Annotated in this window: 12 protein-coding genes and 1 riboswitch; of the genes, 3 read left to right on the top strand and 9 right to left on the bottom strand. The window is 61.9% G+C overall.

Features of this window, described 5'->3' with window-relative positions:
* A partial coding sequence (locus VMR39_RS18170; protein ID WP_325417670.1) for an MFS transporter occupies positions 1 to 836 on the top strand: 836 nt, incomplete at its 5' end.
* Positions 837 to 846: 10 nt separating this feature from the next.
* On the opposite strand, the gene VMR39_RS18175 is transcribed toward VMR39_RS18170, so the two are convergent.
* Positions 847 to 2,040 carry a glycoside hydrolase family 28 protein gene (locus tag VMR39_RS18175; protein WP_325417672.1) on the bottom strand — a complete coding sequence of 398 codons (1,194 nt, stop codon included), beginning with the start codon at positions 2,038 to 2,040 and terminating at the stop codon, positions 847 to 849.
* A gap of 399 nt (positions 2,041 to 2,439) precedes the next feature.
* A riboswitch (SAM-I-IV-variant riboswitch) is annotated at positions 2,440 to 2,547 on the top strand.
* A gap of 46 nt (positions 2,548 to 2,593) precedes the next feature.
* Here VMR39_RS18175 and VMR39_RS18180 point away from each other — a divergent pair.
* Entirely contained in the window at positions 2,594 to 3,649 is a 1,056-nt protein-coding gene (locus VMR39_RS18180) for a low specificity L-threonine aldolase (protein WP_325417674.1), read from the top strand.
* A 147-nt stretch (positions 3,650 to 3,796) separates the two neighbouring features.
* Positions 3,797 to 4,042, top strand: a complete 246-nt coding sequence (locus VMR39_RS18185; protein ID WP_325417676.1) for a BA14K family protein — start codon at positions 3,797 to 3,799, stop codon at positions 4,040 to 4,042.
* A 610-nt stretch (positions 4,043 to 4,652) separates the two neighbouring features.
* Here the strand turns inward: VMR39_RS18185 and VMR39_RS18190 are convergent.
* The 8 genes from VMR39_RS18190 to VMR39_RS18225 form a co-directional block, all read right to left on the bottom strand.
* Complete coding sequence (locus VMR39_RS18190; protein ID WP_325417693.1) at positions 4,653 to 6,800, bottom strand: S9 family peptidase; 2,148 nt, start codon at positions 6,798 to 6,800, stop codon at positions 4,653 to 4,655.
* Between the two features lie 99 nt (positions 6,801 to 6,899).
* The gene (locus tag VMR39_RS18195) at positions 6,900 to 8,267 is read right to left on the bottom strand and encodes an amidohydrolase family protein (RefSeq protein ID WP_325417678.1); all 1,368 of its coding nucleotides are present in this window, start codon (positions 8,265 to 8,267) and stop codon (positions 6,900 to 6,902) included.
* Between the two features lie 149 nt (positions 8,268 to 8,416).
* On the bottom strand, positions 8,417 to 11,215 hold the full coding sequence (locus tag VMR39_RS18200; protein WP_325417680.1) for a TonB-dependent receptor: 2,799 nt from the start codon (positions 11,213 to 11,215) through the stop codon (positions 8,417 to 8,419).
* Positions 11,216 to 11,534: 319 nt separating this feature from the next.
* Entirely contained in the window at positions 11,535 to 12,866 is a 1,332-nt protein-coding gene (locus tag VMR39_RS18205) for an oligogalacturonate lyase family protein (protein WP_414712549.1), read from the bottom strand.
* 17 nt (positions 12,867 to 12,883) lie between these two features.
* Complete coding sequence (locus VMR39_RS18210; RefSeq protein WP_325417684.1) at positions 12,884 to 15,586, bottom strand: Tat pathway signal sequence domain protein; 2,703 nt, start codon at positions 15,584 to 15,586, stop codon at positions 12,884 to 12,886.
* Positions 15,587 to 15,612: 26 nt separating this feature from the next.
* The gene (locus VMR39_RS18215; protein ID WP_414712550.1) at positions 15,613 to 16,278 is read right to left on the bottom strand and encodes a DUF6250 domain-containing protein; all 666 of its coding nucleotides are present in this window, start codon (positions 16,276 to 16,278) and stop codon (positions 15,613 to 15,615) included.
* A gap of 26 nt (positions 16,279 to 16,304) precedes the next feature.
* Complete coding sequence (locus tag VMR39_RS18220) at positions 16,305 to 18,998, bottom strand: TonB-dependent receptor (protein ID WP_325417689.1); 2,694 nt, start codon at positions 18,996 to 18,998, stop codon at positions 16,305 to 16,307.
* 222 nt (positions 18,999 to 19,220) lie between these two features.
* Positions 19,221 to 19,651: GGDEF domain-containing protein (locus tag VMR39_RS18225; protein ID WP_325417691.1), on the bottom strand; the 431-nt coding region annotated here is incomplete at its 5' end.

A 19,651-nucleotide genomic window follows, 5' to 3' on the forward strand; every position in this document is an offset into this window, starting at 1 on the left:
CGCTCACGCTGTTCGCGCTCGGCGTGGCGATGGGACTGCTCAGTTGCGCACGCAACCTGCACGCCATCTACACGGAGCGCGCACTTGACCGTCGGCTCATGTCCGGCTTCCATGGTTTTTACAGCGTCGGCACCATATTGGGGGCAGGCAGCATGAGCATTCTTATGGGATCGGGCGTCGCGCCATCCCTTGCTATCCTCACCGTTGCGGCAGCGATCATGATCAGCGTCGCCATTTCCACACCGCACATCACCGACGAAAGAAGTTCGTCCGGTCCCGCCTATGCCCGGCCGCGCGGGGTCGTGCTGGCGATCGGCATATTATGCTTCATCGCGTTCATGGCGGAAGGGTCGGTCCTGGACTGGAGCGCGTTGTTGTTGTCCGGGCATTTCCGGCTCGACGCCGCGCGCGCGGGCCTCGGCTATGTCGCCTTCGCCGTCACGATGACCGGCGGGCGATTGCTGGGCGACCGGCTGGTTCGGCGTTTCGGGGACAGGCGGATGCTGATCTTCGGCCCGCTGGTCGCGGCCGTGGGCTTCATGGTCGCCATCCTCCCGCTGCACTGGACGCTGGCGGTCCTTGGCTTCGCGCTGGTTGGCGCGGGATTGGCGAATGTCGTGCCGCTGCTGTACAGCGCTGTCGGCCGCCAGACGATCATGCCGCAAAACCTGGCTCTAACGGCGGCGGGGTCGATTGGATTTGCCGGGATCCTGACTGGACCGGCCGCGATCGGGTTCATCGCGCAATGGACCAGCCTGTCTACCTCTTTCCTGATCCTGGCGCTACTGACGACGCTCGTCGCCCGCTACGCGCCCAGAACCATTTCCAGCGATTGAGGCATCGGCCTCAACCCGTGACAGGCTTCCCGTTCACCACGACCTTTTCGAAACGCAGCTTACTTGTGTCGGACACTTCCAGCAGATCCTGCGCAAGGTTAAGGTCGATATCCTGAAGCAGAATATCGCTGATCATCGTCTGTCCGGGGTTTGGCTTGATGACGCCAAACGCGCCGAAGCGACCTTTCACACCTGACAGAGTGAGGTTGCGAACGATGGATTTGGGTGGCTCCGCACCGCCCAGATTCTTGTACTGGCTCCAAGGTTCAACTGAAATGACCGTGCCGCCGGGATTGTCCAGTTCGATGTCTTGAATCCGAATATCCTCATAGCGCTGCGGCGTATCGGGACGCAGTTTCAGGCGGATGAGGACGATGTCACCCGTCACTTTGCAATTTTCCATGACGACATCCCGAACGATCGTCGCTTCGCTGCCGCAGGCGAGAGCGTGATGACCGCGCCGGAAATGGCAGTTGACGATCCGAAGATGCTCGACCGGCGGACTGTCCTTGTCCTCCATGGCGCGCGGCCCCTTCGACCCCTTGGCCGCTACGCAATCGTCGGTCACGGAGAAATAGCACCCATCGACGGTGACGCGCTGGCAACTGTCGACATCGACCCCGTCAGTGCTCGGGGCCTGCTTATAATCGTCCGGGACCTCGAACCGGACGCCGCGCACCAGCACATCCTGACATTTATAGAGATGCAGGTTCCAGAATTGGGAGTCCTTGAAGGTCACACCCTCCACGGTCACGTTGCGGCTATTCTCGATCAGCGCGAGACGCGCCCGCGGCAGGCCGAGGTTGGGAAAGTTGGCGGGATCGGGCGCGGCGTCATGCAACTTCCAGAATAGATCCCAGATGGGACGCCCCGCACCGTCAAGTGTTCCTTTCCCGCTGATCTTCAGCCCGTGGCATTCGCTTGCGTTGATGAGGGCCGGCGTGAACATCTCCTCGAAATGCCCCTCGATCCGTGTCCGCCTCGGCGGGAAATGCGCCATGTCGGTCGTGCATCGAAGCACCGCACCCTCGTCCAGATGCAGATGGACATTGGGCTTCAGGAACAGGGCGCCGCTGATGAATATGCCCGGCGGCACCACGACGGTGCCTCCTCCCTCTTCCGCCAGATTGTCGATCGCCGACTGGATGGCCTTGGTGTTGATCGTGCTTCCATCCGCGCGTGCGCCAAAGTCCAGTATCGACACAGGCTTACTTCCAGACGTTTCTGCATGCGCAAATGATGCGGCAAGTGGCATTGTTAGGATGGCGGAGGTGAAGGCACGACGGGTGCAACTGCTGGGGACCATGATCGCACCTCTCCAAAATTTGACCATAGAGATTATCCCATATGGCGATTATTAATTCCATATTATAGAATTTTTTTTGAACAACAAGCCAATCAGAAGCGAAAGCTGTTCAATAGCAACAGGAAGCGTAGCCGGCGCGCCGTAACACCGTGTCGCCGTGCGGATATCCGCACATGTCGGAAGCTGCGGAAAACTTCAACGACAAGCTCAATCGCCACGGGATCGATATCGACGACTGTCGATGGCGGGACTGACGACCGGCGCATTGACGCGCCCTCCACTCGCGGCTAGGGCCGGGTCCAGCATCAAGAGTCGGGTCGACGCCCGACACCAACCTGCTCCCGAGCAAGGTGGTGCCCCGTTCTGGCGGGGGATGTGGCCGGACCGGCAACAAACGGGACACCAAGCCACATGCACGCGTCGGACCGCCTCGATCGAGGAAGGAAGAGACATGACGAGCAAAGCGCAGCAATTTGCCAGCGACAATTATGCGGGCATCTGTCCGGAGGCATGGGCTGCAATGGCGGAAGCCAACCGGGATTCCGCGCCCGCCTATGGTGAGGACAACTGGACGGAACGTGCTTCCAATGCCTTCCGCACGCTTTTTGATACAGATTGCGAGGTATTTTTTGCGTTCAACGGCACAGCGGCCAATTCGCTCGCGCTTGCGGCGCTCTGCCAATCCTATCATAGCGTAATCTGCGCGGCGTCGGCCCATGTTGAAACCGACGAATGCGGCGCCCCCGAATTCTTCTCCAACGGATCCAAGCTGCTGGTCGCAGCGAGTGAGGACGGCAAGCTGACGCCCGGCGACATTCGGTCGCTGGCGACCAGCCGGTCGGACATCCATTTCCCAAAATCGCGCGTCGTCACCATCACCCAGCCTACCGAGACGGGCCAAATCTACACCGTCGACGAAATCCGGGCCATCGCGGCCATATGTCGCGAACTGGGTCTCAAACTGCATATGGACGGCGCGCGCTTCGCCCATGCCTGCGCTACGCTCGGATGTGATCCTGCCGACATCACATGGCGCGCAGGTGTCGACGTGCTGTGCTTTGGCGGCACCAAGAACGGCATGGCGGTAGGCGAGGCCATTCTCTTCTTCGATCCAGCACTGGCCCAGGATTTCGACTATCGCTGCAAGCAGGCCGGGCAACTTGCTTCGAAGATGCGCTTCCTAGCGGCACCATGGGTCGGCCTGCTCGAAACTGGCGCATGGCTGCGCAATGCCGCACATGCAAATGCGGCCGCAACGTTGCTTTCCGCCCGCATCAATGGCCTTCCAGGCATTGAAGTCGCCTTTCCAGTCGAGGCGAACGCGCTGTTCCTGCGCGCGCCCGCCTCTCTGCTCCGGCGGCTGAGCGACCGGGGCTGGCGCTTTTACACCTTTATCGGGGGGGCGGCGCGCTTCATGTTCGCGTGGGACGCCGACCCAGCGGTGGTGGACGAGTTGGCGGCAGACATTATTGACCTTGCGCGATCGGAGGCGATCGCAACAGTTTGAAGGCGTGTTCGGTCAAATGCTGCAATATCTGTGAAATAACGAGGCAAAATGGTGCCTGCATAGCGCGGGTCGAAACGCTTCATGGCCGGTAGGGACGCCCAGTCCCGATAGCCTGCACCAATCTAGCCATCATTTTGGAGGATATTCATGTTGTTGTTCAAACTGCCGATAATTACGACAATAGCCTTACTCAGCCTGTTTATCGTGCCCGCCCATGCCCAGTCGCAACGCAACCATAAGGAGCAGGAACGCCCCGACCCAACCAAGCCGAAAGCCAGCAGGCCTTCAAACCAGAGCCGCCATCAGAAAGCCTGCGTCAGCCGGTACAAGAGCTACAATCCCAGCAGTGACACCTACCTGCTCCGCGGCAAGCGGGTGCGCTGCAGGCTCTGAATTCGACGCCCTTCAGCCACGCCTCCCCCGAAAACGGGCTGAGCATCGGATTATTCTCGAGAGGATATGAGTTTGATCATGCACAAGAACCGGCCGCCATGTCGACAGCGGCGCGCTGGGCCAGCGCGACGAGCCAGTCGCGGATGTCATCGCCTCGAAACTCGGCGACAATCCGGAAGCGGAAACCGTCTTTCCCTCGCTGAAAACCCTCTACATGAACCTGTTGTCCCGTTATGGCCCGCGCCGCTGTGCGGGCCACAGGCGGTTGCTCGCCGGATGCAGCCTGATCACTCTTATCCTCACGACTCCTGAGCGGCGGCAAGCAGGGCCTCAAGGCCGACAATCGCCATCAGTTCAAGCTGCGTGCGACGGTCAAGCTCTGAACCAAACCCACCCCAACCTGAGCCTCTCTGTCAATTATGTCAGCAGCCGGACACGCGATCTGTAGGGAACCTGCCCGTACTGACGGCCTGCGCGGAAGACCGGGCGGCGGCGCGACGCCGCTCGCCTATCAGAAGGCCTAACTGGACGCGGAAGACCACATCATCCTGCTGACGCTGCGGAAGATATTGTAGCAAGCGGGGCTATCGCCCCGCCTGCCAGCATCCGATCAAGGTGTTTTCGTTTCCGCCGGGGCGGCGAGCGGGCCTCCCGTCACCGCCGGGGTGCCCTTCAGATAATGGGCCAGCCAGCCCTGCACTTCGCGATAGAATTGGCGGCTGTCCTCCGGCTTGGTGATCCAGTGCCAGGCGTCGGGGAAGATCAGCAGGCGGCTTGGCACCTGCATGCGTTGCAAGGTCGACCAGGTTTCCAGCGTGTTGGACATGGGCACGCGATAGTCGCGCTCCCCTGCCGTCAGCAGCATGGGCGTCTTCCAGTCCTTGGCATAGGTGATAGGGCTCTGGTCACGCCATACCTTGCTGTCGCCCCAGGGCGGACCGCCGCTCGCCACTTCGCGACCATAGTTGAAGTCGCTGGTGCCCCACTGGGTCAGCAGATCGACCTCACCGGCATGGCTGACGATGCACTTGTAGCGGGTGGTGGTCGCTTCCATCCAGTTTGAAAGATGCCCACCATAGCTGGCACCGCCGATACAGGCATTGCCGGTGTCGATGAAGGCGAACCGCTTGCCGGCTTCATCCACGGCCTGGTTGATCTCGTCCGCCGGGCCGCGCAGCGGGTCCAGCTTGATCGCGCGCGAGAAGGCCTCGCCATAGCCGGTCGACCCGGTATAGTCGGTCATCAGCACGACATAGCCGGCGCTCGCGAGCAGATGATAGTTCCAGCGCAGGCCGATCTGGTCGGCGTTGGACGATGCCGGGCCGCCATGCATCAGCACCATCAGCGGATATTTCTTCGCCGGATCGAAAGCCGGCGGCGTCACGATCATGTTATGGATCCGACGGCCTTTTTCGGACGTGAACCAGAAATGCTGCGGGCTGGACCAGTCGATCGTGGCCGCAAGTTGGGTATTCACATTGGTGAGATTGCTATGCCGCTTGGCCCTGGGATCGATGCGGACGATCTCGACGGGATTGACCGCGCTGCCATAGCTGGCGATCAACTGGGGCACCTTCGCATCGGATGGGATGTCGATCGCGGTATAGCCGCCGATCTTCGGCGCGATCACCAGTTCCGGCTCGCCGCCAGACGCGGCCACGCGATAGAGATTTTCCATCCCCGCGTCCGGCACGGTCAGGTAGAGCGTCCGGCTGTCGGGCGTCACGGCATAGCCGTCGACCTCACGATCGAACTTGCCGGTAAGCGGCGTTGCTGCTCCACCGGCCGGCCAGGCGACGCGTTGCAGGCGCGCAAGGTCATAGACATCCTCGCCCTGACTGTTGAACTTGACGATCAGGGTCTTGCCGTCCGGCGTGAATTTGGGATCGCCATATTCGCCCGGCGCCGTCGTGACGAGACGTGGCTCGCCTCCCTCGGCCGGCATGCGATAGAGGCCAAAATTCACGCGCGCATGCGCCGCATTCCAACGCTCGGTGGTGGCAATGAAGATGATTTCCTTGCCGTCCGGACTCCAGGCAGGCGACAGGGTGGAGCCGCCCTCATTTTTCGCATTGCCGCCAAAGCCTTCGGCCTGCGCCAGCTTCGTTGGCGACATGATGTCGCGCGGCGCCGCGCCCTCCGCCAGCGACTGAACCCAGAGGCTGGGCCGCTTGTCGTCCAGCCAATCGTTCCAGTAACGGATCGGGAAATGCTCATAGACGCGCATATTGAACTTGCGCGCCTTGCGGTCCGCGGCGGCTTTGGCGTTGGCATCGACGTCCATTGCGCCGGGATAGACTTGGCTCTCGAACAGAATCGCCTGCCCGTCCGGGCGCCATTGCGGATTACCCGCGCCGGTCGGGATATTGGTCACACGCTTCGCATCGCCGCCCGCAAGATCGAGTATATAGATTTGCGCGACATCATCGCCTTCGCGCTTTGCGGAAAAGGCGATGCGCCGGCTGTCGGGCGCCCAGACCGGATCGCTTTCGCCCGCCTTGGTCGCCGTCAGGCGGCGCGGTTGCGCGGAACCATCGGCCGGGACGATCCAGAGGTCGGTGATGGCTGCGTCCTTCTCATAGGAAGGCTCGGTCAGCGAATAGACGACCCATTTGCCGTCAGGACTGGTCGCAGGCGTACCGACCCGCTTCATCATCCAGAGCGTCTCGTGCGTCAGCACCTGCTTGGGCTGGGCCAGCGCGGGTACTGCACAGGCTCCAGCAACGAGCGCTGCCGACAGCAGCAAACGGGATATCATCTTCAAGGTCCAAATCCCCGACTATCCAAAGAAATGCCTGTCGATGAGCATAAATTGCGTGGCAGCGCAATGCTTTGGCGCGCCGGTTCATCAAACCGTTCAGTCCGGACCGTCGGCCATTTCCTCCTTCGTTACCGGGCGGTAGGCCTGCCGGCGATATTCGCGGCCGCGCTTCACCGTCATTTCGATGCTGCGGATATTGGCGATGTCGGCCGACGGATCAGCCGCCAGCACCAGGAAATTTGCAAGCTTGCCCGTTTCGATCGACCCCATGTCTTTTTCCTGCCCCGCCGCGCGGGCGCCGATCAGCGTGGCCGAACGGATCACGTCAAGCGGCGGCATGCCGACGTCACGGGCGAGGAAGAATAGTTCCTCATGCACATCCGGCCACAGCGCCTCTTCTCCCGAAACATGGTCGGTGCCGGTCGAGATCGGCACATCCGCCCGCCAGGCCTGCCGCGTCAAGCGGGTCACGGTCGGGCCGGTACAGCGCAACGGCTTACGATCGGGATGAGCCTTGCGGATCGCATCGAACTGGACGAACAGGCTGCCCGTCGCATCGAGCACCACATTCCTTCTGATCATGTCGCGATAGAGACGCGCGATCACTGGATCTTCACCGTCTAGCGACAGCAAGGTCTCATTGACCGGCGTCCGGTCCTCATAGGCCGCCAGCATGACGGGTTCTCGCTGGTAGGCGAGATAGCAGACGTGGCTGACGCTGTCGGGCGCTGCGGCGATGACGTTCGCCGGGCGGGTCGGGAAGACCGCGCTATGTGCCCAGACCATCATCTTCTGTCTGTGCGCTTCGCGGGTGATGGCAGCGACCAAATGCGGCGGCAGATCAGCATATATTTTGATCGCCGTGGCGCCAGTGCCCTTCGCCAGGGTGATCGCCGTTGCCAGATCCGTGCGATCGTCGATCGCTTGCATCCAAGGGGCCGTGCCCGGCTCGAAACCCCTGCTGGCGGCACTTACGCGGGGATCGGCAAAGAAGGGACGGCCCGCCATGATCGCGGCGAAATAGATGTCGGGAGCCGGGATCTCCGCCTGCTGCGCCGCGCGTGCCAGTTCCGCGACCGACCGCAAATCGTCTGCCATGTCGCGAACCGCCGTCACCCCACCATAAAGGTTGCGCCGAAGCGTCGCTTCGGCCTGGATCCTGTTGGGCGGCGTTGCCATATGGACATGGCTGTCGATCAGGCCCGGCATGACAAAACGGTCCGTCAGGTCCACGGTCCTGGCGTTGGCGATGCTCTCTGGCGGCAGCATGCCGTGCGCGCCGACCGCGACGATCCGCCCGTCCCGAACGAGGATATCCTGTTGTGGCCGGGGCGATGCGCCGGTGCCGTCGATGACGGTAACGTCGCTGTAGAGGGTAGCATCGGCCGAGGGCGACTGCGCCTGGACAGCAAACGGCAAGAGGCACAGGAGGCGGCAGGCCGCGCGGACATATTTGAAGATCATGCCCCACTATTCCGACAGATAGCGTCAAGGGCAATGGTCAACCGACATGGCATCCACGCAATCAGGCCCGCACCCAATGGGCGCGAGCCTGAAAAGGAACCGGAGATGGTCCGATCCGACCGGACACGTCAGCGCCCGGTGGATGATCGTCAGAACTTCACCGAAGCATTCACGAAGAAGGCGCGGCCATAGGCGTCATAGGTCGACGGATAGGTGTTGGCCTGATCCTGATTGTCGCCCATGATCGGCGGCTTCTTGTTGAAGACATTGTTCATGCCGATCGACCAGCCAAAGCGTTCCGTCGCCTGCACCTGCAACGCCAGATCGAACAGATTGTAGGACTTGATCTTCTCGACCGTGTAGGTGGTGGTGTCATCATCGTCCCGGACGCTCGACAGGTAACGATGGGTCACGCCCAGGGTGATCGGTCCGCTGGTCCAGGTGATGCGGTTGTTGAGCCGCAGTTTGGAATAAGGGTTGCCGCAATTGATGCCGAACTTGCCCGCGCAATTCTGGTTCAGCTCCGAGATCGCCGCCACCGGATTGAGGTCGTAGCGGATCAGGCGGGTGCCAGCGACGCGGAAGGCGAGCTTGCCGGTCTTGGCGCCGAACACGCCGAAATTGAGCGGCACGCTGTAGTTCAGCTCGAAGTCGACGCCGGAGGTCTTGACGCCGCCGGTGTTGGACTGGAGGTTCACCGCGCCCTCGATCTCGCTGCTTGTCGCGTTGCGCGGCAGCAGGGAGCAATAGCTGCTGTCATAGGGCGTCCAGCCGTTCGCCTCGTCACCATAGCAAGCGCGGATGATGTTCGCGGTGCCGGCCGTGGAGATATAATTGTCGATCTTGATGTTATAATAATCGACCGTCAGCGACAGGCGCGGCGCGAAGCTGGGTTGCAGGACGACGCCCAGACCCCAGGTATTCGACGTTTCTTCCCGCAGGTCGGGATTGCCGCCGGTTACGGATTCGATCTGCGAGCTGCCGCCGTAGAAATTGGTGCCGAGCGCGCTGGACGACACACCGCTGGCGAGGCAGCTGGCCGACAGGGTCGCGCTGGTCGTGGCGGCAGAGGTCGCGCAGGGATCGGTCGCGGTCGGGAAGTCCTGAGACTGGCCGGAATAGAGTTCATAGACGGACGGCGCGCGCACCGCGCGGCTATACTGACCACGGAAGGTGATGTCCTTGATCGGCGCATAGATGAGGCCAGCCGAGAAGGTGCTGACATTCTTCGCTGCGGTCGAATAGTGCGAGAAGCGATAGGCCCCGTTGAAGTCGAGCTTGTGGACCAGCGGCAGATCGGCGAGCAGCGGCACGCTGATTTCCGTGAACAGCTCTTTCACATTATAGCTGCCGCCCAGCCCCTGACCAGCGTTGAAGCCGACCACATCGCCGGAAGACAGAGCCTCGTCGGGATTGTAGCTGCCCTTTTCGGACCGATATTCCGCACCGATGGCGATGCCCGCCGGGCCGGCGCCCAGATCGAACAGATTGCCGTTGGTGATCGCTGCGTTCGCCACCTGTTCGGTGATGATGCTGACGTTGCGGGTGGTGATCGAAATGAAGTCGGCGGCCTCGTCGCTGATATTGCCTTCGCCGAAGATGTTCAGCGGAACGCAGCCATTGCTGGTGTCGGAACAGACGAGATTGCCATCCGCATCATAGGTCGTCCGCAGCGCCTGCTCGACCCGGCTGCGCGAGACATTGCCATATTGGGTTTCGACCTGTTTGGTGCGGGAATAGCTGTAATAGGCGTCGTAATTCCAGTCGCCGCTGATCTGGCCCTTCGCGCCGATCAAGGCGCGATAGGCGGTGTTATCGACGTTGGAGATACGGTCGCCCACTTCGGTCAGGCGACGATAGATATTGGCGGAGGTGTAGCCATCGCCATCCGTGTCTGCGGCGGTCAGCAATGCCTGCGATTCCGCCGACAGGAAGGAGGAATCCGTGTCGATATCGACCGTGCCGGTGAAAGGCGTGGGCGCCAGCTTGTTACGGACCTTGTTCTTGATGAACTGGCCCTCGCCATAGAGGGTCAGGTGATCGCTGACGTCGAAATGCGCCTGACCGCTCAGCAGGATGCGCTTCTGCGGCACCTGCAAATAGTTGGACGGGGCATAATTATAGGCGTCGGTCGCCGCGCTATAGGCCGAATAGCTGCCATCCTGATTGAACTTATATTGGCTGTTGTTCAGCGCCATGCGCGTGCCGGGGATCGTTCCCGATCCGCCTGCGACCAGATCGCCATCGCCGTCGTCGGTATAGGTTTGCTTGGTGTAGCTGCGCGCGCTCTGGTCCACGCCGTTGCGCTTGATATAGTCGGCATAGAGGGTGATGTTGCCGCGCCCGTCAGCGAAATTCTGACCCAGCAGGATGTTGCTGTTGAAGGTGCCGCCGTCGCCTTCCTCATTCAGGCGATAACTGGCGTTCGCTTCCACGCCGGAGAAATTCTTCTTCATCACGAAGTTGATGACGCCGGCAATCGCATCCGACCCATAGACCGCGGACCGGCCGCCCGACACGACTTCGACATGGTCGATCAGGCCGGCCGGAACGGTGTTGAGGTCGACCACCTGATTGGAGTCATAGGAAACATAGCGGTGGCCATCGACCAGCACCAGCGTGCGCTGGGCACCCAGGCCGCGCAGATCGGCGGTCGAAACGCCGCCACCCGGATTGTTCGATGCGGCGGTCGTGCTGGGGATCAGCTGCGGCAGATCGTTGATGATCGCCTCGACATTCGCCTTGCCGCTGAGTTTCAGTTCCTGCGCGCTGACGACCGAGATGGGCGAAGCCTGTTGCAGGTCAGGGCGGGCAATGCGCGATCCTGTGACGACGATCATATCCTCGCCAGCGGCGTCATCGTCGGCCGTCTGGGCTAGGGCCGGCGTCGTCAGGCCGAGCAGGATCGTCGACGCCAGAAGGCGCCGGCTGAATTGAGCCGATATCATGATATGCTCCCTTCGATTTCGCTATGTGCGACCCGTGCAGTTCTTGATCGGCTGCATCGAGCTGGTGCCTCGATTTGCCGAGGGAGCAGGCAAATCGTCAATGTTGCCCATTCGTTAAATGACAGGTTTTTGACGCATGTGACTTTTAAAATACACTTATTTCAAAAGGTTACATTCCATGTCGCAACATTTCGTCATATCAGAAATGTTGCACTGCATTGGCCGATCTCGATCCGGTTCAAAGGCGACAGAATCAGACGACGCCCGCACGGGATTCGATCCTGTGCGGGCGTCGGCCGTCATGATTACTGAGAACGTGCTATTGTGGCGCTGAGCCGGAGCGCGCGACGCGAACGGCATAAACCTGATTGCTGCCGTCCATATTCGACCGGAAGATCATCCATTGGCCGTCGGGCGTGAAGGTGATGTTCGGTTCCAGTCGATAGTCGTGGCGACGCATGTCGACGATCTTCTCCGTCTCCAGCGTGCCCGGCGCGATCAGGTCGGCGGCATTGTCCGCATGGATGCCCGCCACGTCGGGGATCGCTTTGGGCGTGAAGAGGTAGAGATATTTGCCATCCGGTGCATGGGCGACCATCTCGCTGTCGCCGCCGTCGCCGGAAAAGCGCTTCATGTCCGGCGTCTGGTTGTAATGGACTGACCACATGTTGCGATCGACATGGTACCATTGACGCTTGCCGGTCGCGATCTCGTAACCCGCCAGCCAGAATACCTCACCGCGGGGCGTCTGGAGATCATACCAGATCCACTTGCCGTCGGGCGAAAAGAACTCGTGTCCCGCGATCTCCATGTTCATTGTCCGCTTGTGGACCTGCTGCTTGCCGCTGCCGTCGGTGCGGATGGTCCAGATGCGGTCGACCTTGTGCCATGGTCCTTCATGGCAATACATGATGAGGCCGGGATCGGTGGGCGAGAACTGGACATGGTTGAGCCAGTCGGTGGAGGCGACCACCACCTTGCGCTCACCGGTGCGAATATCGATGGTGAAGATCTCCATCGGGATCTTCGCCTCCAGCCGTTCATTGAGGCGCACTTCCTTCGCCTCGGCAAAGCTCAACGGCTTGCCGTCAGGACCGTTGGCGGCATAATTGGCCTGGCCGAACTGCTGCTTGATTTCCGGCGCCTTGCCTTTGGCCGTGCCATCGGGCTGGAGCGGCCTGTCGCTCGCCGCCCATTGGCCGAGCAGCAGCGTCTCGTCGGCATTGATCGACCCGATCGATCCTTTCGCCACGGTGGCGATCCTGCGGACCTTGCCGCTGTCGATGTCGGCAGCGAAGATGGTGGTCGCCCCCGCCCCGTCGTTACGGCCGTGACTGGCATAATAGACGCTGCGCGTCTTGCGGCCGGTGAAGAGCAGTTGCAGTTCCGCGCCCTTGACCAGCGGCCTGATGCTCCAGTCCGCCAAGGTCACGACACTGATCCCTTGTGGCGTCGAGATGACCATCTTGTCGCCCTGCGGCGTATAGCTGTTCTGGTGGAAATAGAGGCTGGCCGCGCCGCCCGGCTGGTCGGTGATCTGGACGATCTCATGCCCGGTCAGTGCGTCGGTCCATTGCTTTACCGGCTTGGCCGATAGGCTGCTGCCCCAGGCCAGCGCCAGCAAAGCCAGCGCCGAAATGCCGCTCTTCATGTCTCTCATCCTTCTCTTCACCCTTGCGCTGGCAGCGCATCGGGGATGAGCGCCAGATTTTCGATCGCGGCAAGCCCCCATTGGGCCGCCGCATTGGTGGACACGTCCGGCCATTCGACCGTCGGCGCGATGACCTTCGCGCCCGTCAAGGCGACACGCGGATCGCCCTTGGACAGGCCCTGCCCTGCTTCGCCGGACAGGAACTCGTCCCATGCCCGGTGCGCCATGGCGGCGTCCCCCGTTTCACGCGCAAGATAAGCGGTCAGGCGCGAATGCCCCTCCTTCAGGTTGCGACCCTTGTAAGGCTCATGGAACTCTGCCTCCCACTCCACCTTGGGCGCATTGAACCAGCGGCAATAATCCAGCCACGCCTTGCGATAATGGGGCACGTCGAGCAACTGAAGCAGTTCCGCATTCACCTCCAGCGCACCGAACACGGCATTGAGGTGCGAGAGGCTGATCTTGTCCCCTTCCCCCATGAAGCGTCCGGTCGCCAGATCATAGGGCGCGCCGCCCGCCAGCCAGCCGCGCTTCAGCCGGCCGATACTGTCCATGCCCGCCATCAGCCGGTCGCGCCACTTCCGCTCGCCCGTCCGCTCCCATTCGGTGAGCCAAGCCGAAGCGACCGAACACCACATGGTGCCGAAGCTGAAGTCGATCACGCCTTCGGGCAACGGATTACGCTCCGCGCCCGGCACCTTGCGGCCAATCTCGACATGCCGCAGCGACTGATCGGAATCGAGCAGGTCGCGCATCAGGTCGCCGACCCGCTCGTCTGCCGTCAGATAATAATAGATGCGACGATAGATGGCGTTGCTGACGCGCGGCTGCTTGCTGCTGTCGCTCCAGTGCTGGACGCCATGGCGGGTGCCCAGCCCCTTGAAGCGGCCCATGTGATAGACGTCGACTTCGCCGGTATGGCGCGTCATCGCCTCGGCAAAGCGGAACAGCTTCGGATCGCCGGTGCGCAACACACTCAGCCACAGCCACAGATCGGGCGACAATTCGCTATTGTCCCAGGCATAGCCGCCAATGTCGTAGCGCCACTGATGCCGGTCGAAATCATAGGTGTGCATGACGTCGCCATGGTTCCAGAAACCATACCAGCGGCGGCGATCCACCTCGCTCTCATAGAAGGCGGCGAGGTTGCTGATTTGATCCTCGATCCGCTCCTTCATGGGGGAGGATCGATCGGGCAAGCCCCAGGGACCAAAGACGCCGGCCATATGAATGCGCTCGGGCGTCACCATCAGTTGCGGCGGCACGGCATTGGCCTGCGCCATCGCGGAAAGGCGATCGGCCTCCGGCGTGGCGGCGCAGGCCCAGAGCGTCAGTTCGCTTGTGCGGGCAACGCCGGTCGCGCTGTCCCAGCCCGGCTCATAATCCTCATAGGTGATGGCCAGCCCTTCATTCTGGGCGTCATAGCCCTCCATCCCCAACACCCCGCGATAGGGGCGCATGTCCATGGGTTTCGCGTCGGGCGACCAGAGCCAGAGACTGAGCGCCGCCTCATCGCCGGCCGCAACACGAATGTCGATCTGGGCGGGATGACGCTGCCAGAAATAGCGCGCCGCCATCGCCACGCCGCCCTGTGGCGAGCCAACATAGCCCAGCCCCAGCGCGCGGGTGCCTGCGGTGGAGTCGACCCAGGCATGGCCCGGCTCGGTGCGCTTGGCGATGGCGAAACCATCGGCGGTCAGCTGGCTGAGGCTGAAGTCGCTCCAGGTCGGGATGCGGTCCAGCAACGGACGAACGCCCGGCGCGATGCTGTCCAGCGCGACCGCCTTGCCGGCGATCTGCGCGGCGCGGGCCGCTGCGCCGGGATCACGGCGCAGGCCGGTCAGCGGGCGGACGGCTTCGGAAAAAAGACTGCCTTCTGCGGTGGCGAGTCGGACGTGGCGGTCATGCGGCGCGCCAACCATGGGCACGGCGGCGGAGAGGCCGATGCTGCTGACGAAATCCTTCGCCGGATCACCGTCGAAGATGAAGCTGTGTACGACGCGCAGATGATCGCCGCCGGCATAGGCATAAAGGCGCAGGGTGAAGGGCAGCATGGTCCGCCCCGCCCCTTCATGCATCCCTTCCAGCTTCACGACCGCGCGGACCGGCCCATTCTGCTCGACCGTCAGTTTGTCGATCCGGCCAGTGAGGCGCGTGCGCTTGCCATCTTCCGGGGCATCGTCGACGCTCGCGACGAGCGAGAGTGCGCTCATCACCTGCCGTGCACCCGACCAGGCACCGGCGATGATGGCCTGACCAGAGCGAGGAATGCGCCAGCGTGTCATGCCGCTGACGATCTCGACCCTGTCAGCGGTTTCGCGCACCATCACGGGCGTCGCAGGCGACTGCGGCTTGCCGGGGACGACTTCCAGACCGGCGGCCTGTGCTACGCCCGCAGGCAGGGCATGGGCCGACCATTTGAGCGAGCCATCGGGCCAGGTCGCCAGCGTCCAATGCTGCGACGCCAGCGAAGCACCATTCTTCCCGCGCAAGCTGAGGGGCGCATTGGCCCGCACTGCACCGCGTGGCCATGGCACGCCGAAGGTCTCGCCGAGGCTGAGCGCCGGCGCATCACCGTCGATCCAGTGCACCGGCGTCTGAGGTACGCCGCGCATCGATCGGGTGGCCGCGAGTGCCTCGGGCGGCAGCATCGCAGCCGCCCCACCCAGCAGACCCAGACGCAACATATCGCGCCGCTTGACCGTCAGATGTCCGTTCATGTCCCCCTCCTGCTTGTTGCGCCGGTCTAAAGCCGGCTGATCGAGAAATTGCGTAGCTGAATATGGCTCTGCGTCGTGCGCACGCCGAAATGCCCTTGCCGGTAGGGTGCGCTGTCGTCCATGCTGAACAGCGTCGCACCGTCCCGTTCCACCGCGACGCGCTGCCCATCGGCGATCAGCCGCAGGCGGAACCAGCGGTTCGGCTCCAGCATGTCCGCCTGGCCGGGCCGGTCATGCTCCGGCAGCAGCGGACGTTCTCCCGCCTTGCCGATATAGCGGCGCATGCGCGTGGTTGTGTTGCGATTGCCGCCAATGCCGACATAATAGGTGCGCAGCAGGTCATAGTCCTCGAACACACCGCTGCGCCGCTTGGCCAGCACCGATCCGTCTGTTGCGGCCGGATCAGTCGCCATCCAGAAAGCGTTGACGTCGCTGACCTCGTCATGCGGCCCGCCGGCGGAAACGGCCCGGACCTCATAATCGATCGCGACCGGGCCGGTCAGTTCGGGCAGGAACCACAGGGTCAACCCCTTGGGCGTGTCGATGCCGAGCACGCCGCCCTTTGTCGTCACCCGCGCATCGCCCGCCGCTTCGATCCGCCATTGGCGCAGGCCATGGCGGAAGTCGTCGCGGTGGAGAATGCGACCGGACGCGCGCGCCGCCACTGGCAGGAAAGCCAGCGCGGCGAGCATCGCCCGACGGTTGAACCCGGTCGGGATCACAGTTTCAGGCGGACGCCGCCATAGACCCTGCGGCCGAAGGTTTCGATAATGGTCCGGCGATAGACGCTATTCGCATTCTCCTTGCGCGTTGCATCGAGCAGGTTGACCCCTTCGAGGAAGAAGGACACGCCCGGCATCACCGTGATGTTGAGCGAGGCGTCAAGCTGGCCATAGGCTTCGCCGAACTCCGGATTGTTGCCGCGTCCCTGCGCAACGAGCAGATATTTGGACCGCCAGTTGTACGCACCGCGCAAGCTGACGACATCGTCCTCATAATAGGCCGACAGATTGTAGCTGTTGCGCGACAGCCCCTGGAAAGGCAGCGAGTCCCCGGTGAAGAAATCCTTTCCTTCGTAGCCGCTATCCTTAGAATAGGTGTAGTTGGCGATGACACCCATATTCTTGATGACGGGAATGTCGACGAAATCGAAGGCCAACTGCGCACCAGCCTCGACACCGTTGATCGTCACCTTCTGCGTGCCGTTGGTCGGCACCAGAATATTATAGGTTACGCCGGTCGGATCGACATAGGCTTCGGTCGTGTTTTGAATGAAGCTACTGATTTCCTTACGGAAATAAGTAACCGACGCAAAGCTGGTCTTGTTCAGATAATATTCCAGGCCCGCATCATATTGCCGCGCACGGAACGGCTGAAGCCCAGGATTTCCGCGCGAGCCGGACAGGCCGACCACATCCAGCGTGAAGCGCGGTGCCAACTGCTGCGGCAGCGGGCGGGCCATCACTTCGGTCGCGGTGACACGCGCCTGCAACTTGTCGGGGATCAGGTCCGCCTTCAGGTTGATCGACGGCAGGAACTCGGTATTCTTGCTGTCATAGGATACCGGCGAAATGACCGGCAGTGCACCGCCGCCCGGCGAGGTGCTCTGGAAACCTGACGTATTCACCTTGGTATTGACGACGCGGGCGCCGATCACGCCGCTGACCGGCACCGGACCGACATCAAACGCGAAGGCCGCCTGAGCGAAACCGGCAAAGTTGCGCTCACCGACTTCCCAAGTGTCGGTGAACACCTGACAGGTGCCGCCGGATCGTTCCGGACAACCGCCCGCCTCGAACGGATCTGGCACGCCGACCGCATCAGCCACGCCCTGCGTCATGTTGAGCCAGCCGGTATAACCGTCCGAGAAACCGAGGTCGCCGGTATTGAAGAAGCGCGACGTTCCAAGTGCGGCATTGCCGCTGACGATGTCCTGAATGCGCGCCTGCACCGTAGGATCGGAGAAGCCATTGAGGGTCGTCGTGCGCGTGAAGAATTTGCTCTTCACGGTCAAATCACGATACTGGCCACCCACCTTGATGGAAGTGATGATGCCGGCGTCGGGCTTATATTCGGCGTCCAGCTTCGCCATCTTTTCCGACTGATCATCGTAGCGCGGGCGGCGCAGCACGGTCAGCTGGTTGATGCCGTCGGTCGTCGTGGGATCAAAGGGCAGGGTGATTTTGGGCGCCTGCTGGCCATTGCCGTAGTCGACCTCCAGCCAATCCATGCCGACGACAGCCGCCGTAGCATTGATCTCGTTATTATAGGCCTTCGCCTTGGCGTAGGAGATCTTCGGCGTCAGCGTCAGGTTGCCGGTGGTCCATTCCGCACCCAGCGCGACATTATAAGTCGTGCGGCGAATATCACCCAGAATGTTGCGATAGGACACACCCAGCTGGCTGGTCTGCGGCAGCGCGGTGTTGTTGGTCATGCGCAGATACTGGACGGTGTTGTCCGGGCCAACGACGGTGTTGGCGGTGTCAATGATTCCGCCGCTGGTGCCGGTTTGCAAATATTGCGACGTGACCGACTGGTTGGACCGGGTCCAATTGCTTTCCAGATAGGCTTTGAAATCATCGCTCGGACGCCATTCCAATATGCCGTTCAACGCGTAGCGGCGGGTTTCGAGCCGATCGATCACGTAACGCGGAATATCCGGAATGAAATCCCTGACGCCGTCGCCGTTCAGATCCCTGCTCTGGACCCAGCCGGTGGTGCGCGCCTGATGATCTTCCACATTGCGGTTCTCGAACGTGCCCGAAACCAGGATGCCGAGCGTGCCATTGGCGAACGTGTCGCTGCCGATGATGGCAAGGCGCGGGTCCATATGGTCGCCGATGTCAGCATAGATGGCCTGAGCCGAGCCTGCGAGATAGGGCTTGCCGCCATTGTCGAACGGCCGGCGCGTGATGACGCGCACGGTGCCGCCAACGCCGCCCTCGGTCATGTCCGCCGTTGCCGACTTCACGACCTCCAGACGGTTGACGAATTCGGACGGCAGATCGCGGAAGTCGACATCGCGGCCGCCACCCACCGTAGTGGACAGAGCGGTCGTGCCGTTGATTTCGACACGGTTCAGCGAAGGATCCGCGCCACGAATGGTAACGCCGGCGCCTTCACCGCCAGCGCGCGAAATCTGCACACCGGTGACGCGCTGGAGCGCCTCGCCGACATTCTTGTCGGGGAATTTGCCGATATCTTCCGCAGAGATCGCATCCAGTACCTGCGGTGCGTTGCGCTTGGCATTGAGCGCGCCCTGAAGGCTGCTGCGGATGCCGGTCACGACGATGTCCGTGTCGCTGACATTCTCCCCCTGACTGCCGCCAGCTTGCGGCGGCGCATCCTGCGCAGCCACTGCCAGCGGTGTCACCGCCACCAGCGTCGCATAGGAAATCGAAGCAAGTTTCACATGTCGCAACCGCACCAGTCATCCTCCCGATACCAACATTCCACATGTTGGACTTCAATTGCGTTATTTGGAAAATATCGTCCCACCTTGTCAAGCCACTGTTTTTTCAGGCGGTCAGAAGGAGGCTGACGCGCGACAGATAGAGCCGCGCGAAGCGCAGAAATCTCAGGAAATATCTGATTCTATGAAGAATATTCGGAGGCGCTGCACGCCCGCCAAATGTCAGGCGGCGGCTGCGCTTATGCGATGGATCGGCCGATCGACTCCGAATATCCGACCCGAGCCACGCTGATCGCGCTTGGCCTGATAGAGCGCCAGATCGGCACGGCGCATCATTTCGACCTGCGTTGCAGAAGGGCCATCAGCCAGCGCAGCACCCACCGTCGCCGAGACATGGCGCGTTTCGCCCGCCTGCTCCACCGACACCTGTAATTGATCCAGAACCTGTTGGACATAGGTTTCCAGATCGGCGCAGTCGCGTGGGCGCGTCACCAACAATGCGAATTCGTCGCCACCCAGGCGCGCGGGAAAGGCATTGGCCATGCACCCGCCGCGCATGCGATCCGCCATCGCCTTCAGCACGTCGTCGCCTGCCGCATGACCGAAGCTGTCGTTGACCGCCTTGAACCCATCAAGGTCGACCAGTAGAAGCG

The sequence above is a fragment of the Sphingobium sp. genome, assembly GCF_035511395.1.
Lineage (GTDB): Bacteria > Pseudomonadota > Alphaproteobacteria > Sphingomonadales > Sphingomonadaceae > Sphingobium.